Consider the following 21,754-nt stretch of genomic DNA (forward strand, 5'->3'; position numbering starts at 1 on the left):
GGCCTCGAACGCTTCCGCGATGCGCGCCCACTCCGGCTTCTCCACCTGCTTCGCCATGCCCGGAAGCGTCCGCTGCGCGCTGCGCCCCCGGCAATCCCTCACGGCACGTCATTGGCCGGACGGTTACAGCTCAGCCGCACGCGGGTGCCTCGGGGCTCAAGGGCTTCGATGGACAGTGTCCATCCGAAGCGCTGGGCCAGCCGTTCCACCAGCGACAGGCCGATGCCGTGGCTGTCGCTCCCGGGCTCGGCGCGGCCAAAGCCAGCCCCCGTGTCGGACAGGGTCCACGCCGAGGGCTCGATGGTGATCACGATGCGCCCCTCGTCCGTGTATGCGAGCGCGTTCCTGAGGAGGTTGCCCATCATCACCCTGGCGACGGAGGCCGGGAGGGGCGCGTGGACTTCGCCCGCGGTCTCAATAGAGAGCTCGATGCCATCACTGCGCCGAAGGTGCCCGTACAACGCGATCAGCTCTCGCGAGACGCGGTGCAGGTCGCAGCGCTCCTCGGAGCGGCGCTCCCGGGCCAGCCAGAGGATGCCCTCCGTCAGCAGGCCCATCTGGCTTATGGCCCGGCGCAGCCGGTCGAACGTCTCCGCGTCTCGCGGCGGATCAAGTTCCATGATCTCCACCGCACCCTGGGCCACGGCCAGGGGCGTGCGCAGTTCATGACTGGCGTCGCGGTTGAACCGCCGCTCACGCTCCAACTGCTCCTGGATGCGCGCGTCGCGTGCGAGCAGCGCGTCCAGCAGCGTGCGGACCTCGGCCACTCCGCCGTCGTCCTCGGGCGGCGGTGCCCCTTCTGCCTGGATCCACTCCACCATCCGCTCCAGCGGCCGCCCGAGCCGGCGCGCGACGAGGACGGCGAGGATCGCGGCGGCCAGCAACGCCAGCAGCGCACTGGCGATGAGCAGTCCGGCGGTCCGCTTCAGGTTGTCCGTCGTGCTCGTCAGGCGCGTCACGTCGAACGCGAAGTAGCGGCGGTCTCCGCCAGCACCAGGGCGCACCGCGACGTGGAAGTGTCCGTGGCCTCCGGCGGGCACCTCGTACTCTCCCCGAGGCGCGTCTGGACGCAGGCGCTCCGCGAGCCAGGACGGCAGCGCGGCGTGCCCGTCATACCGGGTGATGCCGGGGACGTGTCCTGGCTCCAGCCGGTCCGCCTCCGCGGCCACGATGCGGCTGAAGATGACGTCCTCGAGGTCGTAGCTGAAGAGCGTGAAGAACCCACCCATCAGCACCAGCGCGAACGCGGCGGACAGCCCCATGGCGCGCCAGAGCACGGCGCGCACCGGCCGGGTCCTAGCGCGCATCCAGGCGGTACCCCTCGTTGCGGCGGGTGGTGATGGCATCGTCGAGCCCCAGCCCGGTGAGCGCCTTGCGCAGGGCATAGACGTGGGTGCGCAACGCGCTGGAATCGGGCGCGTCGTCCCCCCAGAGCCGCTCCGCCAGCGTCGCCGCGGGGACGGCTTCGGGGGCGGCCTCCATCAGCCACCGCAGGAGGAGTGCCTCCGTGCGGTTGAGCCGGACGGTGCGCCCACCCCAGCGCGTCTGCCCACTCTCCGGCTCCAGCGTGAGCCCGCCGCGCGTCAGTGTCCGCCCGCTCGGAGGGACGGGCCGGCGCGCCAGGGCTTCCAGGCGCCAGCGCAGCTCCCGCAGTGAGAAGGGTTTGACCAGATAGTCGTCCGCGCCCGCCTGGAAGCCCTCTTCCTTGTCCTCGAGCGTGTCCCGGGCGGTCAGCATCAGGATGGGGACGAGCCGGGGCGCGACCTGCCGGTAACGCTCGCACACCTCCAGGCCGCTCATGCCGGGCAGCATCAGGTCCAGCACGATGACGTCGTACGGGTTGGCCAGTGCGAGCGCGAGCCCCTCGGGCCCGGTGCCCGCGAAGTCCAACTGGAAGTCCGGCCCCAGGAAGCGGGCGATGTTGGCCTGGAGGTCACGGTTGTCCTCGATGACGAGCACACGCATGGGAGTGGCCCGGATGCTACCCGCGGCCACGTCAAATGGACGTCAGCTGGCGGGTGACGCCCGGCTGACGCTCGCTCGCTCAAGGTCCAGGGCCTCTCGCGCTGGAGGCGTCCCGTGATGAAGCGTTCGCTGTTGCTGGGTCTGATGTTCCTGGCCACCCCCGTGGCCCATGCCGCAAGCCCCGCGGTCCCCATTGAGGTCCGCGCGGAGGATGGGGAGCGGATTCCCGTGTGGGTGCTGGAGCCGGAAGGGGAGGGGGCGAATCCGCCCGTGGCCCTCCTGCTGCACGGCCTCACCCGCAGCAAGGATGACTGGCTGTCGGATGCGGAGCCGACCTTCGGGGGGGCCCTGACGGAGCAGCTGCGGAGTGCCGGCTACCGGGTCTACCTCATGGACGCGAGGCGGCACGGCGCGCGGGCGACCCCCGATGCGCGGCCCGGAACCCTCGCGAAGCGCGCGCACGCGGGTGCGCCCGGTCCGTATCAAGCGATGATTGTCGACACCGTGCGCGATGCCCAGGTGCTCCTCACGAAGGTGCTCGCCCACGGGAAGAAGCCGCCGAGGGTGCTCGTCGCCGGCTACAGCATGGGGGCCCAGGTGGGCCTCCTGCTGGCCTCGCGCGAGCCTCGGGTCACCCATCTGGTGACGATGGTGCCACCCCATGTCGACCCCGTGCTGGGCGACGCCGCGCCGGTGAACCGGATTGGCAAAGTTCATCAGACCTGGCTGCTGTTGACCGCGAACCGCGATCCCTTCTCCACGGAGGAGGACACCCGGAAGCTGTTCGACGCCGCGCCCTCCAAGCGCAAGACACGCCGGGCCTTCGACAGCGGGCACGCGCTGCCGCGCGAGTACCTGGACGCGGTCCGCCGCTGGTTGAGCGAGGCACCGCGACTGCCGTAGTCCGAGTGAGGCCCTGGCTCAAGAGGGCACGGGCGCCCCATCCTCCAGGAGCCGCTCGATGGCCCGGTCCCGGGTGCGGCTGTAGCGCAGCACCCAGTAGAACATCGCCCACGACGCCTGCGCCTCCGAGGGCCACGGGGAGAGCAACGCCCGGCCTCCCAGCAGCAGCTTGCCCATCATTTCGTTGCTCGCGCTGATCCCGTAGGCCAGGCCTTCGTGCAGGATGTACTCCCAGCGGCCCGGCTCCAGGACCTTGTCCGAGCGGACGCAATAGGCATACGCGTGGGGGGACTCCGTCTCCACGCGCAGGTGCTGATGGAGCGGGATGTGCGGGGCGCCCGGGACGGCATAGGGCCCCTTCTCATCCCACCCGTGCAGGGACTTCTCCTTCGCCGGCAACCAGCGCCAGTGCTGGTGAAGACAGTCATGGACGCAGAAGGGCGCCATCGTGATTTCATCCAGGTGCAGATTCGCGTCTGGATAGAGGTCGCGGAGGGTCTTGGGTGCGCGCATGGGCGGCGCCACGTGGATGTTGTCGAAGTATCCCTGGCGCGGCATCAGTTCCTCCTGATGCTGCTCATAGCGCCCCGCCGCGTCGTTCCATCGGTGTGAGAGGAACCCCGGCCCTCCCGGGGCGTCCGGCGAGACCATCAGGTAGCCCGCGCCCGCCGGGAGGTTCGTCTTCACACGGGAGAAGATGGAGGACCAGACCGGCGGAATCGAAAGGGTGAACACCTTCTCCCAGGCCACCTCCGGCGAGTTCGAGTCCGCCCACATCCCCGTCGCCATCCCGTGCGACATCCCGTCCTCGCTATCCGCGGGGGGAGGACCCTCATGCGCCATGGTCGACATGGAGGGGCGGCGGATGCTGATCTTCGCGGCCAGCTTCTCCAACGGACGGTTGCTCATGAGCATCAGGTGCGGCCGGAACCGCGACGTGCGCGCCTTGGCGCCCGGCACGTAGTCGGTGCTCTCCTGGCAGCAGACGAACTCCGCGCACACCAGCACCCGCATGGGCACGAGTTGGAGGGTCCCCGTCTCCGTGCGCGTCACCTTCATGACGGGAGTCTTGGGCGGCTTCGCGCCGGGTCTGGGCATGAAGTCGTCCCGCTCCAGCACATCCGGGGGGATGGGCTCCAGCGAGAAGGTCTTGGTCTTCGCGCGCAGGTTCAGCTGGAAGCCGAAGACGAGCAGCATGCTCCGGTCGAGCTCCGCGGGAAGCCAGTAGGCGGACTGGCCCTTGGCGACGGTTCCATGGGAGGTCTCGTATTTGCGCAGCAGGAACTTCTTGGTGAGCTCCAGCGTCAGGGGCAGGCCGCGATAGCCCACCTCGATGGGATGCCAGAGGAGCTCCTCCAGCACGGTGGGGGTTTGCTCGACGTACCAGGGCGTCCGGAGCAGGTGGTAGGTCACCCCGCTCACGCGCCCGGGCTTGCGGACGTCGTGGGACCACTTCCAGCGGCCCGGGGTGGCTGGGTCCGCCGCGGCGGTGGCTTCCGCGGTGCCCGGGCTCGCGCCGTAGGCCTTCCACGGTGCGTAGGGAGCGGCGGTGAGGAGCAGCGTGTCCTTCAACAGCGTTTCGAGACTCGGCATGGGTCTGGGAGGGTCGGGCGAGAAGAAGGTTCAGGGCAGGTCCGGCATGGATTCGACGGTCCAGTCGCCCAGGTGCGCCTCGGACAGGGGCAGTTCGTCCTGGACGACCTCGAGCAGGGTGTAGACCTCGTCACCGGTGCGAGGGATGAAGACCTCGCCCCGCGCGTCGGTTACGAGCTCCTGCTCCCGGCCGCCCGGGCCCCGGACGCGGATGAGGCAGTGGGGAATGGGGTTCTGCTCCACCGAGTCATCCACGATGCGAAAGGCCGGGATGTCGGGCGTGAGCCGCAGGACACCGGAGAACTCCGGGCCCGGACAGAAGATATTGCAGCAGTCGAGGCGCTGGCTGAGGCCGTCTGTCTTTTCGTCGAAGCGCAGCTCTCCCGGCGTCTCAGGGACCCTCCAATCCCTCACGCTGACCTCCAGCCCGAAGTCGCTCTCCTCGTCGGATTGCTCGGTCCTGTTGATCTCCGAGGACACGTACTCATCCACGATGTGGGACTTCATGCGGATGAGGGGAGTTTTCAGGCCGTACGTGGAAAACCTCGCACGATGAACTTCACCCATATCGATGGCGAAGACGACGCTTCCTGGCGAGCTGACCGCGGAGAAGGTCCGGGTGGCCGTCACCACGTGGCGCAACCCTGGAGGGACCATGCCACCGACGTTCTTGATCCCTCCCTGGACTTGAAACACCGCTTTTTCGTCTGAGAAATAGACGCCAGAGTTACTGGCCCCGCGTTGAAGCCGGAATGAACCCGTGATGATGACCTGCGCTACGTGATTCATGAATGTATCGGGCTCACCCTCATGGGAATGGCGCCGGTGGGAATGTGCGACGACGATCCGGAGGCGGCAATACAGGAAGGGGACGTTGAACCAGGGGCTGGACATGTCGAGATGGCCCTTGCGTGGGTGCCGCGCGGCTGAAGTGATTTGAGGCTGTGTTCTCCACCGGGGAGCGTGGCCCTTCTTCTTGGCGGCGTGGGAATGTGTCACGCTTCCGGCCGCCGGGACGCGCCACCCGTCATCGCCGCGGGCTGCCCTGGTCCGCGACCCCTTCCTGGCGCCCGGCCCGGTTGGCTCCATGTCGATTGCACGCGTCGTCGCGGCACTGTCCATTCTGCTGCTCACCGCATGCCCGGGCCCCTCGGGTCCGACCCAGCCCCCTGACAGCGGCACGCGTCCCGACAGCGGCGTGGCGGACGACGGCGGCATCGTCGACGCACCGGCCCTCTCGCCCCAGTCCCTGACCCCGGGCGAGGTCGGGGTGCCCTACCAGGGCCTGCTCTCCGTCTCCGGTGGAACCGCGCCCTATGCGTGGCGGCTCGTCCTGGGCGCTCCGGTGGAGGGACTCACGCTGTCCTCCGACGGAGCATTGACCGGCACGCCCCTCTTCGCGGGTCCCGGCAGCTTCACCGTCGAGGTCCAGGACGCCCGGGGCTTGCGCGCGGAAGGGACGGTGTCCCTGACGGTCACCGGCACCGTGTTCGCCCCGCTGCCGGACGCCTACGTCTCCGAGCCCTACCTCTGGGCATTCCAGATCCCCAACGGGACGCCCACCCAGGTCTGGCGCATGGACCGGGTGCCCGTGCCTTTGGGACTGAGCTTCGATGCGGGCGGGAACCTGCGCGGGACGCCTCTCTCCACAGGCCAGGAGCACTTCACGGTGAGCGTCCAGGACTCGGGCCGCACCGCTTCGTGGACCCACCAGCTGTCTGTCTTCCAGTTGCCCGCCATCAAGACGGTCTCGCTGCCGATGGCCTACGCGGGACAGCCCTACGCCGTCACGCTGGAAGCCACGGGCGGCCGGGGCCCGCTTGTCTGGTCCGTGACCGCGGGCCCGCTGTCCAGGGGGCTCACCCTGTCGGAGTCGGGCATCCTGTCCGGGACGCCCAGCGGATCCTCGGCCTTCACCGTCACCGTCACCGACGACAACTGGCGCAGGGCTTCGCGCGAACTGTCCCTGGCCATCACCTCCATTACCTTCGAGCTGACGACCGTGACGCTCGCGGACGGACGCGTGGGGGAGCCCTACACCGCGAAGCTCACCGCGACCGGAGGGATTCCGCCGTACAGCTGGAGCTTCACCGGCACGCTGGCCGCGGGCCTGACGCTCGCGGCGGATGGCACGATCTCCGGCACGCCTACCGCCCAGGGCACGGCGCCCTTCACCGCCACCGTGCGGGACTCGCAGGGCCTGACGATATCGAAGTCGTTGTCCCTGACGGTGCTGCCGACGTCGAGCCTGTTCACGGTGGGCCAATGGAACCTGGAGTGGTTCGGCGCGCCCACCCAGGGCCCGGCCCACTCCACCTCCAACGGAGGCGTGCTGGATGACCTCCAGGTCGCGGGCGCGCGGGACGTCATCGGCGCCGCGGGCGCCCACGTCTGGGGCCTGGTGGAGATGGTGGACACCGCGGACTTCGAAACGCTCAAGGCGGGGCTGCCCGGCTACAGCGGCTTCCTGGCCAACAACACCACCTACGTCCTCAGCGGCACGTCGCAGTACACCTCGGGTGAGCAGAAGCCGGGCATCCTCTACGAGAGCACGCTCACCTACCGCAGCGCCCAGATCATCCTCACCGCGCAGGCTGACGACTTCGGGGGCCGCCCTCCGCTGCGCGTGGACTTCACCACCCGCATCCACGGCGAGGATGCGCCGCTGGTGGTCATCGTCGTGCACCTGAAGGCCTTCGATGACCTGACCTCCTATGGCCAGCGCCAGCGGTCCGCCGTCGCCCTCAAGGGCTATCTGGACCAGTGGCTGCCGGAGGCGCGCGTGCTCGTCATTGGCGACTGGAACGACGACCTGGACCACTCCATCTCCATGGAGAACGGGACCGCGCTGGCCACCCCGTACGCGAACTTCCTGGATGACCCCGCGCACTACACGTTCCCCACCCGGGTGCTGACCGACGCCAACACCCGCACCACCACGGAGTACGACGACGCCATCGACCACACGCTCGTCACCGACGAGGTGGCCGTGGACGCCGTGCCCGGCGGCGTCCAGGTGCTCCGCCCCGACGCGACGATCCCGGACTACGCCCAGACCGTCAGCGACCACTACCCGGTGCTCACAAGCTACGACTTCAGCGGCTCCGCGGGTCCGCGCGTGAAGCTCACCGCCCCCCTGGGCGGCACCTTCCTCGTGGGCGGGCCGCTGACGATCACGTGGCACGCGGTGGGCCTGGACACCGTGCGGCTGGAGGCCTCCTACGACGACGGCGGACAGTGGAACGTCGTCGTCCCTTCGCTGCGCGCGGACGCGGGAAGCTACATGTGGACCGTGCCCGACGTGGAGAGTGCCTCGGTGCGCGTGCGCGTGGTGGACACGCAGCAGGCATCGCGCTTCGACATGAACCCCACGGCCCTCCGGTTCACGCGCGGGCAGGCCCGCGTGTTCATCAACGAGCTGCTCGCCAACGAGCCCGCGCTTCCCGGCGGCACCGCGCATGAGTTCGTGGAGGTCTACAACGCAGGCTCCGCCCCGGCGGATCTGTCCGGCTGGAGCCTGTGGGATGCCCTGGCCTCCCGGCATGTCTTCGCCGCAGGCACGGTGGTGCCGCCGGGCCGGGGGATGGTCGTCTTCGGCGGCGCCGAGGCCTTCACGCCCGGCACCCCCGCCACCGTCGCGGCCTCCAGCGGGACGCTGAGCCTCAACAACACCGCGGACAGCGTGCAGCTCAAGCTCGCCGACGGCGGCATCGTGGACTCCGTTCTCTACTCCGGCACCGTGGATGCCGTGTCCATCAACCGCGCGCCCGACCTGGCGCCGGACGCGGGCTTCGAGCTGCACACCACGCTGACGCCCGGCCTTCCGTCCTCGCCAGGCCGGCGCGCGGATGGCGGCGCGTTCTGAGCCGTGCCCGTCCCGGGCGCTGAATTCAGCCCGGGCAGGGCAGCCGGACGCGCACGGGGCGCGCGCTGGAGCTCGTGCGCTTCGTGCCGAGCTGTCCTCCGGTGCCACGGCCCCAGCACCAGGCGGAGCCGTCGGTGGTGATGGCGCAGGTGAAGGCCTCTCCGGCGGTCAGCGCGACGGCCTGACCCGGCAGCGACACGCGCACAACGGGCGATTGCGTACGAAGTTCGGAACTCCCGCTCTGGCCTTCCGTGTTCTCACCCCAGCAGAAGACGTTCCCCGCACCTCCTCCCGTGGTGCGCGCGCAGGTGTGACGAAAGCCAAACACCACCTCCTCGACAGGGTGGTCCAATCCCTTCATCTCCACCGGCACCCGGGTGAGCGCGGGGAACGGCGGATCCAACAGCAGATCTCCGAAGCACCAGAGCGAGCCATCCTTCTTCCAGGCGCACGTCTTCTGCTCGCCCGCCGCCACGCGCACCACCTCGCTCATTCCAGGGACGGGTGCGGGGACGGAACGGGTGCGGGCATCTCCCAGTCCCAGGGCGCCGTATTCGCTGCGTCCCCAGCACCACAAGGAGCCGTCGCGCAGGGCCGCGCACGCGTGGCTCGTCCCCGCGGCGACAGAGATCACCTCCTGCGGGAGCCCGGAGACCCGGGTCGGCCCCGGCTGGGGTGTGTCAGCTCCCGTGCCGAGCTGGCCGCTCTCGTTGGCCCCCCAGCACCACAGCGCCCCATCCCGCCGGAGCGCACAGGTGAAACCGCCGCCCCTGGCTACCTGGACGACCCCTGGAGCGGACTCCTCCCAACGGAGCGCGACGAGCCCCTCGGGGGTGGGTGGGGGAGGCCCGAGCAGGCTCCAGCACGCCAGGGAGCCATCGGCCACCCGGGCACACTGCGCACCATCCAGCGCCGTGGCGCCCTCCAAGTGTTGGACGCGCACGGGATGTCCGCCCGGCTCCCCGTAGGCTGCTTCGGAGGCGTCAAGGTTGCCTCCCGCGCAGTACGCCGCGCCGGTGGAGGTCCTCATGCACGCGATGTCGAGCTCCACGCCCAGTTCGACGGTGCTTCCAGCCAGCAGCGGCAGAGGTGAAGGCCCCCGAGAGGCCGGGGCGTCCTCTCCGATGCCGCGGGCTCCTGGCGGGTGGGCGCCCCAGCACCAGGGCGTGCCGTCGCGAAGGAGGGCGCAGGCCGTACTGCCCCCCGCGGCGATCTGGGAGACGCAGCGCTTTTCCTGCATGGGCACTTTCGCGGGAGGCAGACCCAGGCGGTGCTTCAGGTGGCCACTCCGGATCCGAGGAGCGCCGGAGTCGCCCACGAACTCCACCCACAGCTCCACCTGTCGCGGTGTCTCCAGGAGGGTCCACAGCTCCGCGTCGCCAGGGTTCTCCGTCGGCCTCTTGACGACATGCTTCAGGGAGAATCGCTCGCGGAGCGTCTCACCGGGCGCGAGGTTCACCGGCCCATGGGGGTGGAGATTGGTGACATCGCCTTGAGCGCCGATGGGGTAGCTGAAGACGCGGCCGTTGGCGGTGCGCACATGGAGCAGGGTGAAGGACGTCCAGAGCACGGTGTTGCAGGCCTGGGCGGGGAGCTGCTGGGGCGCGGAGGTCGTGTTCTGCGCCAGGGCCTCGAGCTCCAACTCGGTGGGCAGCGGCCCGCTGCTCGGGACGACGGCCAGGCCGAGCCGCACTCCCTTCACCGGCTTCCCCCACGCCACGTCCTCCGCCAGCGCGGGGCTGGTGAACAGCATGATCAAGGTCCCCAGGAGACAGCTCACGCATGCTCTCGGCACGGAAATCCTCTCGACGATCGGCGCGCATGAATACCGGTACGCCCGGTTCGTTCCACCACGCGGGAACAGCTCCGGCAAGATGAACGGACGGGAAGACCTCGGGATCTATCCGTCGCGCGTCGAGCCGGTGCGCGGCGTAGGCTCCCGGACGCTCACCCCCGAGCGTGTTTCTCCTCTCTGCATGGGACCCGATCATGAGACGCAGGTGGACTTCCGCAGGTATCGCCACGATGGCCTTGCTCGTCCAGGGTGTGGGCTTGTCGGGCTGCTGCCCGGGGCCACGGCAGTACGGTGCGGGGCTTCAAGCCTTCGCGAAGGCGCGCGTGGACAATCGCATCCTCGCGGTCCTCCGCCTGGATCGAACGTTGATTGCCTTTCCTCCCGCGGAGGATGAAGGAACGCGGGTCGCCAGTGGGAATGTGTCGGTGATCGAGACTTCGCTGGAGGTGGAGTTCCCGGCCGGGCAGGAGCGTCCGGAGGCGCTGCGCGTGGCCGGGCTCCTGATCCGGGACGGGGAGGGGTGGGTGGTGAGCCGGCAGTCGTTCGAGCAGGGGCAGGTCGTGCAGGCACAGACCCTGCGCTCGCGCCTGGAACTCAAGGGACCGGAGGGCAAGCCGTTACCGCCGGGGTCATACACGGTGGAAGCCCTGCTCTTCAGCGAGCCGGAGGGCGCGCCGACCGTGGTCCAGACCCGGTTCCGGCTCGCCTCCTGTGCGTTCCTCTGAGGCCACCTGTGTGGGCGAATGGAACGCGGCGGGGACGGTGAACTTCGACATGACCGGCACGCCCTTGGGCGTCGCGCCCGGCATGTCCTGGGTCCAGCCGGGTGGTTCCCCGCGAACCGCCGTGCAGTCCCCTTGCACGGCGGCGCAGAACCGGCTCAGAGGTCGCGGCCCGGCAGTTGTCCCACCGCGGGCAGGTAGCCCAGCTCCCGGACGAGGACGAACCCGTCCGGGGCCTGGGTGGACGTGGCGAAGGTGCCCAGCCGCTGCGGGTGCTTCCACAGCTTCAGCGGCCGCCGCTGCCCCGGGCTGTCGCTGTCCACGGCGCTGTACAGGAAGCCCTCGATGCCCTGGTCCCCGTTCACCATCTTGAGGGAGAAGCCGGCGGCGCCGTCACAGGTGGACGTGTCCGTCAGCAGGTAGCGCCCATAGATGTTGGCGCAGCGGTACAGCGGCTTGATGAGGGCCCCCATGCGCTTGCGGATGTTCTCGGGCAGTTTCGGGGTGAGCAGCGGACCCTCCATGCGCAGCGCGACGAGCGACGACGTATCCGCCACCCCGTTGCCATCCAGGTCCGGGGAGTACCCGGACACGTCCGCGCCACCGGGATGGTTTTGGATGTCCACTGTCACCGCGGTCGTCGTCAGGTAGTTCGTGTCCCCGCTCTTGAAGCCCACCAGCGCCCGGTCGATGAAGAGCGAATAGGACACGAGCAGCGTCTCTCCGCCCAGGGTCGACACGTTCAGCTCCTCGCAGGAACGCTGCATCCGGCTGGGTTGGATGAGCGCGCGGTTCACGCACGTGGCCTCCAATGACAGCGTGTCCCAGCGCGTCTTGCCCAGACACAGGGGCCGGACCTCGCCGCACTCGGTCCGCTCCCAGACGGCTTCCAGCGCGTAGCCCTCCGTGCCCACCGTCTTGGGCAGGTGACCGCCGGGGCTCATCGCCACCGCGGCCTGCGCCCCCCTGAAGGAGATCGGCGTCCCATCCAGCGTGTTGCTGCGCCCCTCGCCGCAGTAGTCCGCCATGGCCATGCGCGTGCACAAATGGTGGTACGCCATCGCCTGGCTCTCCGGGTACTCCGTGGCCCAGGGCGGATACCCCCAGTCCACGCACTTGGCGATGACGCCGCCTCCCACGAAGAACGGCTGGGACGCGGAGCCCTCGTTCTTTGGCGCGCACGCGAAGGTGAAGTAGTCCGGATTGCGGAGCAGATCACCGCCCGCGGACCAGGCGTGGGGCACGGGGAGCGCGAAGCCACTGCCCGTGGGGCACAGCGGTTCGGGCCGCTTGTCCTCCGTGGATGCCGTCACGCGGTACTCCCAGCGCGCCTTGCCCGCGTAGAGGTTTTCCGGCGTGCACTCCGCCGTGGGCGGCGTGATGTCCTCGTGACAGCGGGCCTCCTCGATGACGAGCTTCACCGTGCGGCCCTCGAACGGCGCCTGGAACGTCGTCTTCACCAGCGAAGGGCCCTCCAGGAACCGCGCTGTCACGGGGGGATTGCCGCCCGAGCAGCTCTGCCCGGTGATGATCCGGCCGCTCATCGTCAAGGCCTTGGCGGGTGCGCACGTCACGCCGGCTGGAGGATCCGGCACCGCCACGGACGCCAGTGGAATGTTGATGGATTCGAAGCGCCCCGTGCCGTGCAGCTGCGTGCCCTGCGCGCTGTTGGTGGGCGGCGGCTCCGCGTTCGCAACCGCCGCCGTCAGCATCACCGTGCCCAACAACCCGCGCCTCCATGTGGTCATCATGTGTCCGTCGCTCCCCGCGCTCATGCGGCTTCACGGCGACGCCCCAACGCGTCCCCGCAATCTCTTGAACGCCGGACCTGTCGGAAATTCTCGTTTGGGCCACGGTTTTCGCGGACGTGTGCAAACCTTGCCGTGCATGCAAACGTTGCACGGCCCCTCGCGCGTCTCCCTGTGCAAACGTTGCACAGTCCCGCGAGCGCGCATGGGCGGCGGCAGCCTGAAATAGGGTGCATCAAGGCGGCCGCACGGGGCTCCTATCTATTTAGAGAGCGACTCTGCACCGCGGGCGCGTCCAGTCGCGCCAGCCGTGCTCCACCCGCCATGGAGCCTATCGATGACCTGTCTTCCCCGGTGTCTGGGAGTGATGCTGCTGACCTGCCCCGTGCTGCTGATGGCCTGTTCCGAGACCCGGGGGACACCGGATGCCGGCACTCCCCCTGTCGCGGCGTGGGATGGCACCGCCACCCCCATCGAAGAGAAGGGCGACTGGATTGACCGCGGCGTCTTCGCGCCCTGTGAGTTCACCCCCCCACTCGGAACCCGGCTCGACTGCGACACCCCAGCACTCTTCGACGTGTCGCAATGCAACCTGGGGGCGCTCAGCAAGGCGGAACGGCACGGCATCTACCAGACCGAGCTGCGCTCGGCCTCCGGCGAGTACCCATGGGCGGGCGCTGGCATCCTTCTCCCGGAGGACGGGGGCGCCGGAACCCTGAACTTCGATCCCCTCACCCGGCAACAGTTCGATGACCAGGGCATGTTCCTCGCCAGCATCTTCACGACGAGCCGGGGCGTGGTCACGAAGTATGCGCTGGCGGGCTGTGACGCGCCCGAGCGCAACCACATCACCGGCTGCTATGCGTTCTGCAGCAACGGCGTGCTCGTGGAGAAGGGGACGTTCGACTCGGAGCGGATGCTCTGGGGCCGTGGTGAGGCCGAGTCCGGCGGGGGCATGAACCTGGTCTCAGAGTCCTTCGTCGGGCTTGGCTTTCCGGCGGATGTCTACGTCACGAAGAACCATGCCTACGTGGTGTCCATCCAGCTCAAGAAGAACATGCCCGCGGGGGGCTTGAGTGTCTTCGACGTCAGTGACCGCCGGCACCCCGTGCTGAAGAAGGTCATCTCCCTGCCGGACGATGGGTACTGGAACGCCGCGTGGGCCAAGGACGACGTCCTCTACATCGCCACCCGCGCTTCTGGCGTCATCCTCTATGACATCTCGAATCCGGCGGACCCGACCTACCTCCGCAGTGTGCCCAGCGGCGCGCCCCTGGATGTGCACACCCTGTTCGTGGACGGCAACCGGCTCTATGCCATGGGGCTGCGGCCCGCGCAGACGCTCATCTTCGACATCACGACACCGCAGGCCCCCGTCCTGCTCAACCGCTTCACCTTCACGTCAGAGGAGTTCGTCACCAGCTATCCGCACGACGCCTTCGCCTACGAGGGCCGGCTCTACATCAACCACACGGACATCGGCTTCCTGGTCACCGACCCGAGCGACCCCCTGCAGGTCAAGGAGCTGGGCAAGTACCACTACAACCGGCAATACAGCCACGCCAGCGCGGTGGGGACCTTCGCGGGCCGCACCATCGCGTTCGAAGGCGGTGAGCAGGAGGGGTCGCACCTGCGCGTGCTGGATGTCACCGACCCGGCCCACATCCAGCTCATCGCCGAGCACCGGCTGCGCCCCACCACCTCCATCCACAACATGATCCTGAAGGGCACCCGGCTGTACGTCGCCTGGTACCAGGAAGGCGTGCACGTGTTCGACGTGGCGAATCCCACGCGCCCCCAGAAGATTGCCTATTTCAACACCTACCGTGAGACCGACCCGAAACGGCTGGGCATTGTCTTCGAAGGCGCCATCGGAATGCGCGTCCCGGGTGACGGGTATGTCTACGTGGTGGACACCGCGCGAGGGCTGCTCATCTTCAACGAGCCCTGAGTGCGTGGGTGGCTCAGCAGGGGTTTCCCTCGAGGACCTCCGCGCCCGCGCGCACGCGGATCCGGGTCGAGCCACCCGACGTCGCGATGCCGGTCACCCGTACCTTGGTGTAGACCGAGCCCGAGCTGTCGGGGACGTAGAAGCGCAGCTTGCAGGAGCCCGGAAGGCCGAAGATGGGCGGCGTCCAGACGCCCGAGCCGCTCACCGTGCCGATCGTTTCCCACGCGGTGCTGACGATTCCCCAGGCGTTCGCGGAAGCGAAGAGGGCGTTGCAGGCAGCCTGGGTGGTGGGCGCGGTCGCCGGGACGGCCTCCACGAAGGCACGGGACGGCCTGCCCCCGATGTTCGTCACGTCGACCACGAAGCGGTCCGTGCACGAAGGCTGCCCATAGGTGGCGTCAATAGACGTCGCGTAGACAGGGACGTAGCCCGTCTTGCGGCAGTTCCAGACGTAGGAAACCGTTTCGCCGTCCGGCTGCGCCAGCACCGTGCTGCTGGTGAGGCACGGGAGGACCGGGGGGAGCGTGATGCCCATCGCGTCGACGGAGCCGCCAACCTCCGGCTCCTGCCCTGGCAACGGGGCCTCCTCCTCCAGCGGCCCCCCACAGGCGGTGGCGAGCGAGGCGGCGAACAGGAGGGCGGCGGACGAGGTGAAGCGCATGGGACGACTCCGGAAGGGGCGAGGAAGAGCAGCACGGTGTTGCCCCCCGTGCTGTTACGTCCGGTGTCGCGCTTATTCCTTCGTCATTTCCACGGCTTTATCATGGCGTGCCGACGCCCTCCGTTGCGACAACGGTTCGCGCCGGCTGGACTACCGGGCGGTGACCTGGTCCGCGGTGAGGCAGGGCTCCACCTTCTCAGGGACCACCAGGAAGGTGGACTCGCGGTCCAGCGTGCGGGACGTGCCCAGCGCGCTGTCTCCGATGGTGCCGCCGCCATCGAACCGCAGCACCGACCAGTCGTGCTGCGACGCGGGGAACACCGTGGCGCTGCTGCCGTCGCGGTTGAGGTCCCGGGCGTAGGTGGCGGTCTGGATGCTGCCGTTGGCGTTCATGTCCAGGTTGGCACTCGCGGTGCCGGCGACCTGGACGTTGACGAAGCGCAGCCCGCCAAGCTTCGCCAGGTCCGCCTCCGTGGTGGGGGCCACGGGCGTGAACGCCGCGACCTCGTTGATGGCCGCCTCGCTGAAGGACGCCACGCGCACGCGCGAATAGTCGAACACGTTCGCCGTGCCGCTGACGGTGAAGCCATACACCTGATACTCATAGTTCATGATGCTCAGGTAGTTGGGCTTGTAGTTGGCATCGTCGGTGCCGCCGTGGCGCAGGCCGATGTTGTGCCCCAGTTCGTGCATGATCGTGCCGGCCTGCTGCAGCTCCGTGCCGCCCGGCGTGGACCAGCCGCCCAGCGTCACCACGAAGTCGTGGGCAGGGATGCCGCGCGAGATGCCGCTGGAGGTGCCCCCGCTGTAGGTGTTGGCGAACAGCATGTAGTGGAAGAACGGCGCGCGGGCGGCGGCGAAGTACTTCGCCTTGATCTTGTCGAAGTCCGTCCACACCGGGTTCAGGTCCGTGTCCGCGTCCGCCGTGGCGATCTGCTGGTCCAGCGCCAGGTGCAGCGTGATGCCCGTGCTGCCGTCCGGGTTGGACACCGGCGCGTTGGCGAACGCGGTGATGATCCGGTTGAGCGCGCCCTGCGTGGGCTTGCGGTTGGCGTAGTAGTCCGCCTCGATGAAGAGGTCCTTGCGGCGCGCGTTGGCGCCCAGCGCCGGCAGGTCCACGCCGCCAGAACCGAACAGCTCCGCGTAATCACTCAGGCGGTCGCCATCCGTGTCGGTGCTCTGCGGGTTGGTGCCGTACTGCGCCTCCACCTTGTCGCAGACGCCGTCGCCGTCCGTGTCCACGTCGGAAGCCAGACACCCGGGCGCCGCCTGCGCGACCACGCCCTGGGCCACCGCCGCCTCCGCCGGCAGGCCGTCCTCCGGCCCCTCCACGCCTTCACCGCCACCACACCCGTTCAATCCCAGCAGGGCCACGGACGCCGTCAGCAAGGTCTTCTGGAGCTTGGACATACACTTCCTTTGGGGCTCAAGGGCCAGCGTCAAGCCGGCCTGCACCATCCTAACGCATTTTCCGCATAGTCGGCTTTGACTTCTAATCCTTGTTTCGAGTGCCCGTCACGCTCCGGTCACGCCACCGGGACCATCCAGGGGGCTCAGCCCCGCTGAATGCGTGTGAAGGACGAGAGCGGTCCCTCCGGTGTAGATCTCCCGGTCACTCCCCCGAGGTCCCCCGTGACGACAGAAGCAAAGCGCAAGGCGCGGCAGAAGCTGGTCCTGGATCACTTCCACGATGAGGTGAAGCAAGACTGGGACGCGGTCCTGTCGACCTTCCCGCACCCGCACTACGAGCTGGTTCCCACCATGAAGGTGCATGACGGGGACCGCACGGTGCGGGATTACTACCGGGAAACGCGCGTGGCGTTCCCGGACCAGCACCACGAGATCATCTCCTTCCGGCACAGCGACGACGCCGTCATCGTCGAGTTCTGGCTGATGGGCACCCACCTGGGACCGCTGGGAGCCATTCCGCCCACGGGCAGCCGCTTCCGGGTGCGGATGAGCGCGTACTTCATCTTCGACGAGGCCGAGAAGCTCGTCTGCGAGCGCGTCTACTTCGACACGCTCAGCATGCTCAGACAGCTCCTGGGCGGATTGGACATGGGCTCGCCGAAGAACTGGCTCCTGGCCGTCCGCTGCTTCAAGGGGCTCCTGGCCATGTCCGGCGGCACGCCCGCGCCCGAGCTCACCGAGACCCGGCCGCCCACCTTCACCGACTGAAGCGGCGCGAGGCAGTGTTTCCAGTGCCAATGACAAACGTGCTGTAGTGTCAAAACGGCGCGGCAAGGCGCTTGGGGGCGGGAGCCGGGTGGTATCTTCCGCGCCCATGGACCTGCGAATCGTGCTCGGCGTCGCGCTGATGCTGGTGTCGCCCGCCTGGGGCCAGCCGGCGGCCTCCCCAGGGCCTGACTTCCAGGCCCGGATGTCCGCCGCATCCCAGGCCTACGAGGACCTCGACTACGAGCACTCGCTCGAACAGCTCGACGCGGCGAAGGCCGTGGCGCGCGACGGTGGGGAGCGGGGCAGGGTGGTCATCCTGCGGGGGATCGTGCTCGCGGACCTGGGCCGCCGCAAGGAGTCCCTGGCCGCCTTCAAGGAGGGGCTGTCGCTGCTGCCTGACGCGAGCCTTCCGGTGAAGGTGTCTCCCAAGGTGTCACGCGACTTCGAGGAGGTGCGCCGGAACGTGCAGCGTGAGCTGGCCCGCAACCCCCGGCCGCCCCCGGACGCGCCGCTGGCGATGACGGATGCACCGCTGGAGCCCACTCCGCCGCCCGCGCTCGCTCCTCCCGCGGCGCAGGCGGAGGTGGGCCGCTCGCGTTCCCTGCCCGTGCTGCCGCTGGCCTTGCTGGGAGGCGGCGTGGTGCTCGGTGGACTCGGTGGCTACTTCGGCCTCCAGTCGCGGGGCAACGTGAACTCCGCGCGCGATGATGCCTTCTACAGCGACCGCACCGCGCACCTGGACAGCGCGCGAGGACAGGCGCTCGCGGCCAACGTCCTCCTGGGCGCGGCCGTCACCGCCGCCACCGGAGCCGCCATCACCTGGCTCCTCACGGGCGACTCGCTGTCGCCGCGGACGGAGGTCTCTCCATGAAGCGCGCCGTGGCCGTGGGACTCGGGTTTCTCTGCATCACCTGCACGGTGCCGGACATCGAGGACCTCGAGCAGGAGCGCCCCAGCGGGTGCGACGCGAGCCATCCCTGCCATGTCCAGGTGCTGCTGACCTACGACGGCTTCCGTCCGGGCTGCGTCACGCTGCGAGTGGTGGACGCGGAGGATGCCTCCAGGACCTTCGAGCTGCCGGTGACGCCGCCCACGCCTGGGGGAGCGGGGACGGGGGAGGTGGGCTTCGTTCGCCGGGCCGGGTGGAGTGACACCGTGAAGGTGACGGCCTCCGCCCGCGAAAGTTCGTGCGCGGGACAGGAGGTGGCCACCGCGTCCGCGCAGGTGACGGTTCCCGAGGAGGAGACCGCCCGGGCCGCGCTGACGTTGAGCGCGAGGGATGAAGATGGGGATGGCTACGTGAGCACCGCCACCCGGGGCACTGACTGTGACGACCACTCCGTCTCCATCTCTCCGGGCGTGGCGGAGCGCTGCGACTTCCTGGACAACGACTGTGACGGCCGGGAGGACCCGGCGCCCATCTGTGACGGCGTCGCATGGAGGACGACCCGCATCCTCACGGGGACGAGCTACCGGGACGTGGCTCCTCATGCGCGCAACCAGGCCTGGCTCGTGAGCGATAGCAGCGACTTGCTCGTCCACGTTCAAAGGGAGACCGACGGTGGCTTCGACCTGGAGCCGTTCGCCGACTGCCACGGGGCATGGTCCACCGCGTGGGCGCGGCCGAGCGACGGGCGTGTGTTCATCGGCTCGTGGAATGGACAGCTCGCCACGCGGCCGCTGGGCGCCGCGGAGCCCTGCACGCTGACGTCTTTCGACGGGGGCGGGGCGGCCATCCAGGACCTCGTGGGCTTCGAGGCGGATGGTGGCACGACGCTCTACGCGGTGAGCGAGGCCGGGGACATCCTGCGCTGGGACTACCCTGCGGAGCCGCGGCGGGTGGAGCACGTGGATGCGGACCTCCGCTCCATTCATGGCCTCGACCCGCGAACGCTCATCACCGTGGGCTCCACGGGCGACGTGCCCGTCGCGTACCACGTCAACGCGGACGGAGGCCCGTGGCTGCGGGAGTCGCTACCGTCGAACTCCCAGGGACAGCACGCCCTGCAGTCCGTGCACGTCGTGGCGCCGGGCCTTGCCTACGCAGGGGGAGATCAGGGGCTGTTCCTGGAGCGTGCGGCAGGCACCTGGATGACGAAGCCTCCGTACCCCATCTATGTGGATGGAGGCGTGTCGCCCGACCTCCTCGACGTGGTGTCCTTCGGACAGGGCGTCGTCTTCGCGCGCCTGGATACGGACGACCTCGTCCGCTTCGACGGAGTGGCGTGGCAGGACTTCCTCTTCGGCACCCAGGGCTTCTCGACGCTCGAGGGGCTGACGTCGGACGAACTGTGGAGCGCCAGCCTCGATGGCACCGGCTTCTACTGGGGACCCTTGCAACCATGAGCGACCTGCTCTCCCGTGACCTCTCCCGGCTCCCGGACCTGCTCGAGCAGGCCCGCGCGAGCGCCCTCGAATTCCTCACCACCCTGCCCGAGCGCCCCGCGGGCATTCGCCCCGCACCGCCCGCGCCGCTCGGGCTGCCCGAGGCGGGCCTCGGCGCCGGGGAGGCACTCGCGCTCTTCCGCCGCCGCTACGAGGCAGGGCTCTCCGGCTCCGCGGGGTCGCGCTACCTGGGCTTCGTCACCGGCGGCACCACGCCCGCGGCGCTCGTGGGTGACTGGCTCGTCTCCGCGTACGACCAGAACGTGAGCAACGACGGTGACTCGCTCGCCACCAGCGTGGAGCGCGAGGCGTTGGGACTGCTGCGCTCCCTCTTCGGCCTGCCGGAGGCTTACGAGGGCGCCTTCGTGAGCGGGGCGACGGCGGCGAACCTCGTCTCGCTGGCCACCGCGCGGCAGTGGGCAATGGAGCGGCTGGGCCACGACGTGAGCGAGGAGGGGCTGTGGGGGCTGCCGCGGATCGCGGTGCTGGGCGGCGCGCCGCACGCGAGCGTGCTCAAGGCGCTCTCCATCCTCGGCATGGGACGGCGCGCGGTGGAGGCCGTCCCCTGCCTTCCGGACCGGCCCGTCATGGATCCGAAGGCGCTCGAAGCGCGGCTCGCGGCACTCGGCGGCGCCCCGGCCATCGTGCTCGCGAGCGCGGGGGAGGTGAACACCGGGGACTTCGACGACCTGGAAGCCGTGGGGCCGTTGTGCCGCCGCTACGGGGCCTGGCTGCACGTGGACGGCGCCTTCGGCATCTTCGCGGCCTGCAGCCCGGCGCACGCGCATCTGCTGCGGGGGCTCGCCCACGCGGATTCGGTCGCGGCTGATGGTCACAAGTGGCTCAACGTCCCCTACGACTCCGGCCTCGTCTTCACGCGCCACCTCGCGTTGCAGGAGAGGGTCTTCCGCGCGGTGGCCGCCTACCTGGGCCAGGGGCCGGATCTGCTGCACCGCACGCCGGAGAACTCGCGCCGCTTCCGGGCGCTGCCCGCGTGGATGACGCTCATGGCCTACGGCCGCGACGGGCACCGCGCGCTCGTCGAGCGAAGCTGTGCGCTCGCCCGTGGCCTGGGGGAGGGGCTCGCGGCGTCACCGCGGTACGCGCTGCTCGCCCCGGTGACGCTGAACATCGTCTGCTTCGCGCTGCGCTCGGGGGACGCCTCGCGGCGCGACCAGCTCCTCGCGGCGCTGCAGGCCGACGGGCGCGTGCACTTCACGCCCACGCAGTACGCCGGCCGCCCCGGACTGCGCGCGGCCTTCTCCAACTGGCGGACGGGAGAGTCGGACCTCCCCATCATCCTCGCGGCGCTGGAGGCCGCGGCCTCCAGGGTCTAGAGGTCCGGGCAGCGGGCGGAGCTACTTCGGTTGGGTGCAGTAGGCGTGCAGCACGCTCAGGTTGCCACAGCCGGCGACGAGCACGAGGGGGACCAGCATGAGGATGAAGAGCCCCCGCGTGAAGCCCATGCCCACGGCCATGTTTTGTTCCGGAGCTTCCTCCAGGTAGAGGACGTCGACGGCGGAGCCTGGGGTCCGCTTGGAGGCGTCCGAGGATGCCTCATCGAACTTGCCGCTGCGCTCCGGGCCTTCGGGCGGACGGAAGACGTAATAGACGGTGCTCGGTTTGCCCCGGCTCTCATTGACCCTGACCACCTGGCCCTGTGCACGCAGCCCGCGCTGCTCCAACTGCACGGTCAGGCGGCGGGAGTGGGAGAGGACCGCCAGGAAGAGGGCGGGGCCTCCCGTGAAGACCGCCAGCATGCAGATCAGCATCGTCAAGCTCATGGTGTTCCCCAGGATGGCGGGTGGGAGGCGGTCGAAGCAACCGCGGAGGGTGCCGGCCTGGCTCCAACGATGAAGTGAAGTCGATTGTCGTGAATAAATAGGTCGGTCGACCTATATTTTGCCCGTCACGGCAGGGGCCGTGCCCAAGCTGGGGAGTCGCCATGGAGTCCGAGGGCCGTGTCGTGCTGGTGGGGGGCTATGGGG

General features: G+C 69.2%; 17 protein-coding genes. 8 read left to right on the forward strand and 9 right to left on the reverse strand.

Features of this window, described 5'->3' with window-relative positions; translation table 11 throughout:
• Positions 1-98 precede the first annotated feature (98 nt).
• Complete coding sequence (locus D7X32_RS32660; RefSeq protein ID WP_244239308.1) at positions 99-1,307, reverse strand: sensor histidine kinase; 1,209 nt, start codon at positions 1,305-1,307, stop codon at positions 99-101.
• The gene (locus D7X32_RS32665; protein ID WP_120606485.1) at positions 1,297-1,965 is read right to left on the reverse strand and encodes a response regulator transcription factor; all 669 of its coding nucleotides are present in this window, start codon (positions 1,963-1,965) and stop codon (positions 1,297-1,299) included. The genes D7X32_RS32660 and D7X32_RS32665 overlap by 11 nt, the downstream gene beginning before the upstream one ends.
• Before the next feature lie 117 nt (positions 1,966-2,082).
• Between D7X32_RS32665 and D7X32_RS32670 the strand changes: the two genes are divergently transcribed.
• Complete coding sequence (locus D7X32_RS32670; RefSeq protein WP_120606486.1) at positions 2,083-2,868, forward strand: alpha/beta hydrolase; 786 nt, start codon at positions 2,083-2,085, stop codon at positions 2,866-2,868.
• 18 nt (positions 2,869-2,886) lie between these two features.
• Here the strand turns inward: D7X32_RS32670 and D7X32_RS32675 are convergent, their stop codons facing one another.
• A complete protein-coding gene (locus D7X32_RS32675) occupies positions 2,887-4,461 on the reverse strand; it encodes a hypothetical protein (RefSeq protein ID WP_120606487.1) in 1,575 nt (524 codons plus the stop codon).
• 30 nt (positions 4,462-4,491) lie between these two features.
• On the reverse strand, positions 4,492-4,968 hold the full coding sequence (locus tag D7X32_RS32680) for a hypothetical protein (protein ID WP_147450354.1): 477 nt from the start codon (positions 4,966-4,968) through the stop codon (positions 4,492-4,494).
• A 580-nt stretch (positions 4,969-5,548) separates the two neighbouring features.
• On the opposite strand from D7X32_RS32680, the gene D7X32_RS32685 reads away from it, so the two are divergent.
• The gene (locus D7X32_RS32685; RefSeq protein WP_244239309.1) at positions 5,549-8,326 is read left to right on the forward strand and encodes a putative Ig domain-containing protein; all 2,778 of its coding nucleotides are present in this window, start codon (positions 5,549-5,551) and stop codon (positions 8,324-8,326) included.
• 25 nt (positions 8,327-8,351) lie between these two features.
• On the opposite strand, the gene D7X32_RS47140 is transcribed toward D7X32_RS32685, so the two are convergent.
• Positions 8,352-10,079 carry an RCC1 domain-containing protein gene (locus D7X32_RS47140; protein ID WP_147450355.1) on the reverse strand — a complete coding sequence of 576 codons (1,728 nt, stop codon included), beginning with the start codon at positions 10,077-10,079 and terminating at the stop codon, positions 8,352-8,354.
• 467 nt (positions 10,080-10,546) lie between these two features.
• Between D7X32_RS47140 and D7X32_RS45135 the strand changes: the two genes are divergently transcribed.
• Positions 10,547-10,846 carry a P-loop NTPase family protein gene (locus tag D7X32_RS45135; protein WP_147450356.1) on the forward strand — a complete coding sequence of 100 codons (300 nt, stop codon included), beginning with the start codon at positions 10,547-10,549 and terminating at the stop codon, positions 10,844-10,846.
• A 155-nt stretch (positions 10,847-11,001) separates the two neighbouring features.
• Here D7X32_RS45135 and D7X32_RS32700 read toward each other — a convergent pair whose 3' ends face one another.
• Positions 11,002-12,594, reverse strand: a complete 1,593-nt coding sequence (locus D7X32_RS32700; protein WP_147450357.1) for an ADYC domain-containing protein — start codon at positions 12,592-12,594, stop codon at positions 11,002-11,004.
• 334 nt (positions 12,595-12,928) lie between these two features.
• On the opposite strand from D7X32_RS32700, the gene D7X32_RS32705 reads away from it, so the two are divergent.
• Positions 12,929-14,542 carry an LVIVD repeat-containing protein gene (locus tag D7X32_RS32705; RefSeq protein WP_120606492.1) on the forward strand — a complete coding sequence of 538 codons (1,614 nt, stop codon included), beginning with the start codon at positions 12,929-12,931 and terminating at the stop codon, positions 14,540-14,542.
• Positions 14,543-14,555: 13 nt separating this feature from the next.
• Here the strand turns inward: D7X32_RS32705 and D7X32_RS32710 are convergent, their stop codons facing one another.
• Together D7X32_RS32710 and D7X32_RS32715 are read right to left on the reverse strand one after the other, a co-directional pair.
• On the reverse strand, positions 14,556-15,203 hold the full coding sequence (locus D7X32_RS32710; protein ID WP_120606493.1) for a hypothetical protein: 648 nt from the start codon (positions 15,201-15,203) through the stop codon (positions 14,556-14,558).
• 150 nt (positions 15,204-15,353) lie between these two features.
• Positions 15,354-16,613: a hypothetical protein gene (locus tag D7X32_RS32715; RefSeq protein ID WP_120606494.1), complete on the reverse strand. Its 1,260-nt coding sequence runs from the start codon at positions 16,611-16,613 to the stop codon at positions 15,354-15,356.
• Between the two features lie 222 nt (positions 16,614-16,835).
• Here D7X32_RS32715 and D7X32_RS32720 point away from each other — a divergent pair, with 222 nt between their 5' ends.
• The 4 genes from D7X32_RS32720 to D7X32_RS32735 all read left to right on the forward strand — a co-directional run bounded on the left by D7X32_RS32720 (position 16,836) and on the right by D7X32_RS32735 (position 21,103).
• Positions 16,836-17,381 carry an ester cyclase gene (locus tag D7X32_RS32720; protein WP_120606495.1) on the forward strand — a complete coding sequence of 182 codons (546 nt, stop codon included), beginning with the start codon at positions 16,836-16,838 and terminating at the stop codon, positions 17,379-17,381.
• 106 nt (positions 17,382-17,487) lie between these two features.
• Entirely contained in the window at positions 17,488-18,252 is a 765-nt protein-coding gene (locus tag D7X32_RS32725) for a hypothetical protein (RefSeq protein ID WP_120606496.1), read from the forward strand.
• Positions 18,249-19,727, forward strand: a complete 1,479-nt coding sequence (locus tag D7X32_RS32730) for a putative metal-binding motif-containing protein (protein WP_120606497.1) — start codon at positions 18,249-18,251, stop codon at positions 19,725-19,727. The genes D7X32_RS32725 and D7X32_RS32730 overlap by 4 nt, the downstream gene beginning before the upstream one ends.
• Positions 19,724-21,103 carry a pyridoxal phosphate-dependent decarboxylase family protein gene (locus tag D7X32_RS32735; protein WP_120606498.1) on the forward strand — a complete coding sequence of 460 codons (1,380 nt, stop codon included), beginning with the start codon at positions 19,724-19,726 and terminating at the stop codon, positions 21,101-21,103. The genes D7X32_RS32730 and D7X32_RS32735 overlap by 4 nt, the downstream gene beginning before the upstream one ends.
• 21 nt (positions 21,104-21,124) lie before the next feature.
• On the opposite strand, the gene D7X32_RS32740 is transcribed toward D7X32_RS32735, so the two are convergent.
• Positions 21,125-21,550 carry a DUF3592 domain-containing protein gene (locus D7X32_RS32740; protein ID WP_147450358.1) on the reverse strand — a complete coding sequence of 142 codons (426 nt, stop codon included), beginning with the start codon at positions 21,548-21,550 and terminating at the stop codon, positions 21,125-21,127.
• Between the last annotated feature and the right edge of the window lie 204 nt (positions 21,551-21,754).

The organism is Corallococcus carmarthensis (genome assembly GCF_003611695.1).
Classification (GTDB): Bacteria; Myxococcota; Myxococcia; order Myxococcales; family Myxococcaceae; genus Corallococcus; species Corallococcus carmarthensis.

Coding starts and splice junctions, on each gene's coding strand:
- D7X32_RS32660 (WP_244239308.1), bottom strand. CDS start 1,307: ATGCGCGCTAGGACCCGGCCGGTGCGCGCCGTGCTCTGGCGCGCCATG.
- D7X32_RS32665 (WP_120606485.1), bottom strand. CDS start 1,965: ATGCGTGTGCTCGTCATCGAGGACAACCGTGACCTCCAGGCCAACATC.
- D7X32_RS32670 (WP_120606486.1), top strand. CDS start 2,083: ATGAAGCGTTCGCTGTTGCTGGGTCTGATGTTCCTGGCCACCCCCGTG.
- D7X32_RS32675 (WP_120606487.1), bottom strand. CDS start 4,461: ATGCCGAGTCTCGAAACGCTGTTGAAGGACACGCTGCTCCTCACCGCC.
- D7X32_RS32680 (WP_147450354.1), bottom strand. CDS start 4,968: ATGAAGTCCCACATCGTGGATGAGTACGTGTCCTCGGAGATCAACAGG.
- D7X32_RS32685 (WP_244239309.1), top strand. CDS start 5,549: ATGTCGATTGCACGCGTCGTCGCGGCACTGTCCATTCTGCTGCTCACC.
- D7X32_RS47140 (WP_147450355.1), bottom strand. CDS start 10,079: ATGCTGTTCACCAGCCCCGCGCTGGCGGAGGACGTGGCGTGGGGGAAG.
- D7X32_RS32700 (WP_147450357.1), bottom strand. CDS start 12,594: ATGATGACCACATGGAGGCGCGGGTTGTTGGGCACGGTGATGCTGACG.
- D7X32_RS32705 (WP_120606492.1), top strand. CDS start 12,929: ATGACCTGTCTTCCCCGGTGTCTGGGAGTGATGCTGCTGACCTGCCCC.
- D7X32_RS32710 (WP_120606493.1), bottom strand. CDS start 15,203: ATGCGCTTCACCTCGTCCGCCGCCCTCCTGTTCGCCGCCTCGCTCGCC.
- D7X32_RS32715 (WP_120606494.1), bottom strand. CDS start 16,613: ATGTCCAAGCTCCAGAAGACCTTGCTGACGGCGTCCGTGGCCCTGCTG.
- D7X32_RS32725 (WP_120606496.1), top strand. CDS start 17,488: ATGGACCTGCGAATCGTGCTCGGCGTCGCGCTGATGCTGGTGTCGCCC.
- D7X32_RS32730 (WP_120606497.1), top strand. CDS start 18,249: ATGAAGCGCGCCGTGGCCGTGGGACTCGGGTTTCTCTGCATCACCTGC.
- D7X32_RS32735 (WP_120606498.1), top strand. CDS start 19,724: ATGAGCGACCTGCTCTCCCGTGACCTCTCCCGGCTCCCGGACCTGCTC.
- D7X32_RS32740 (WP_147450358.1), bottom strand. CDS start 21,550: ATGAGCTTGACGATGCTGATCTGCATGCTGGCGGTCTTCACGGGAGGC.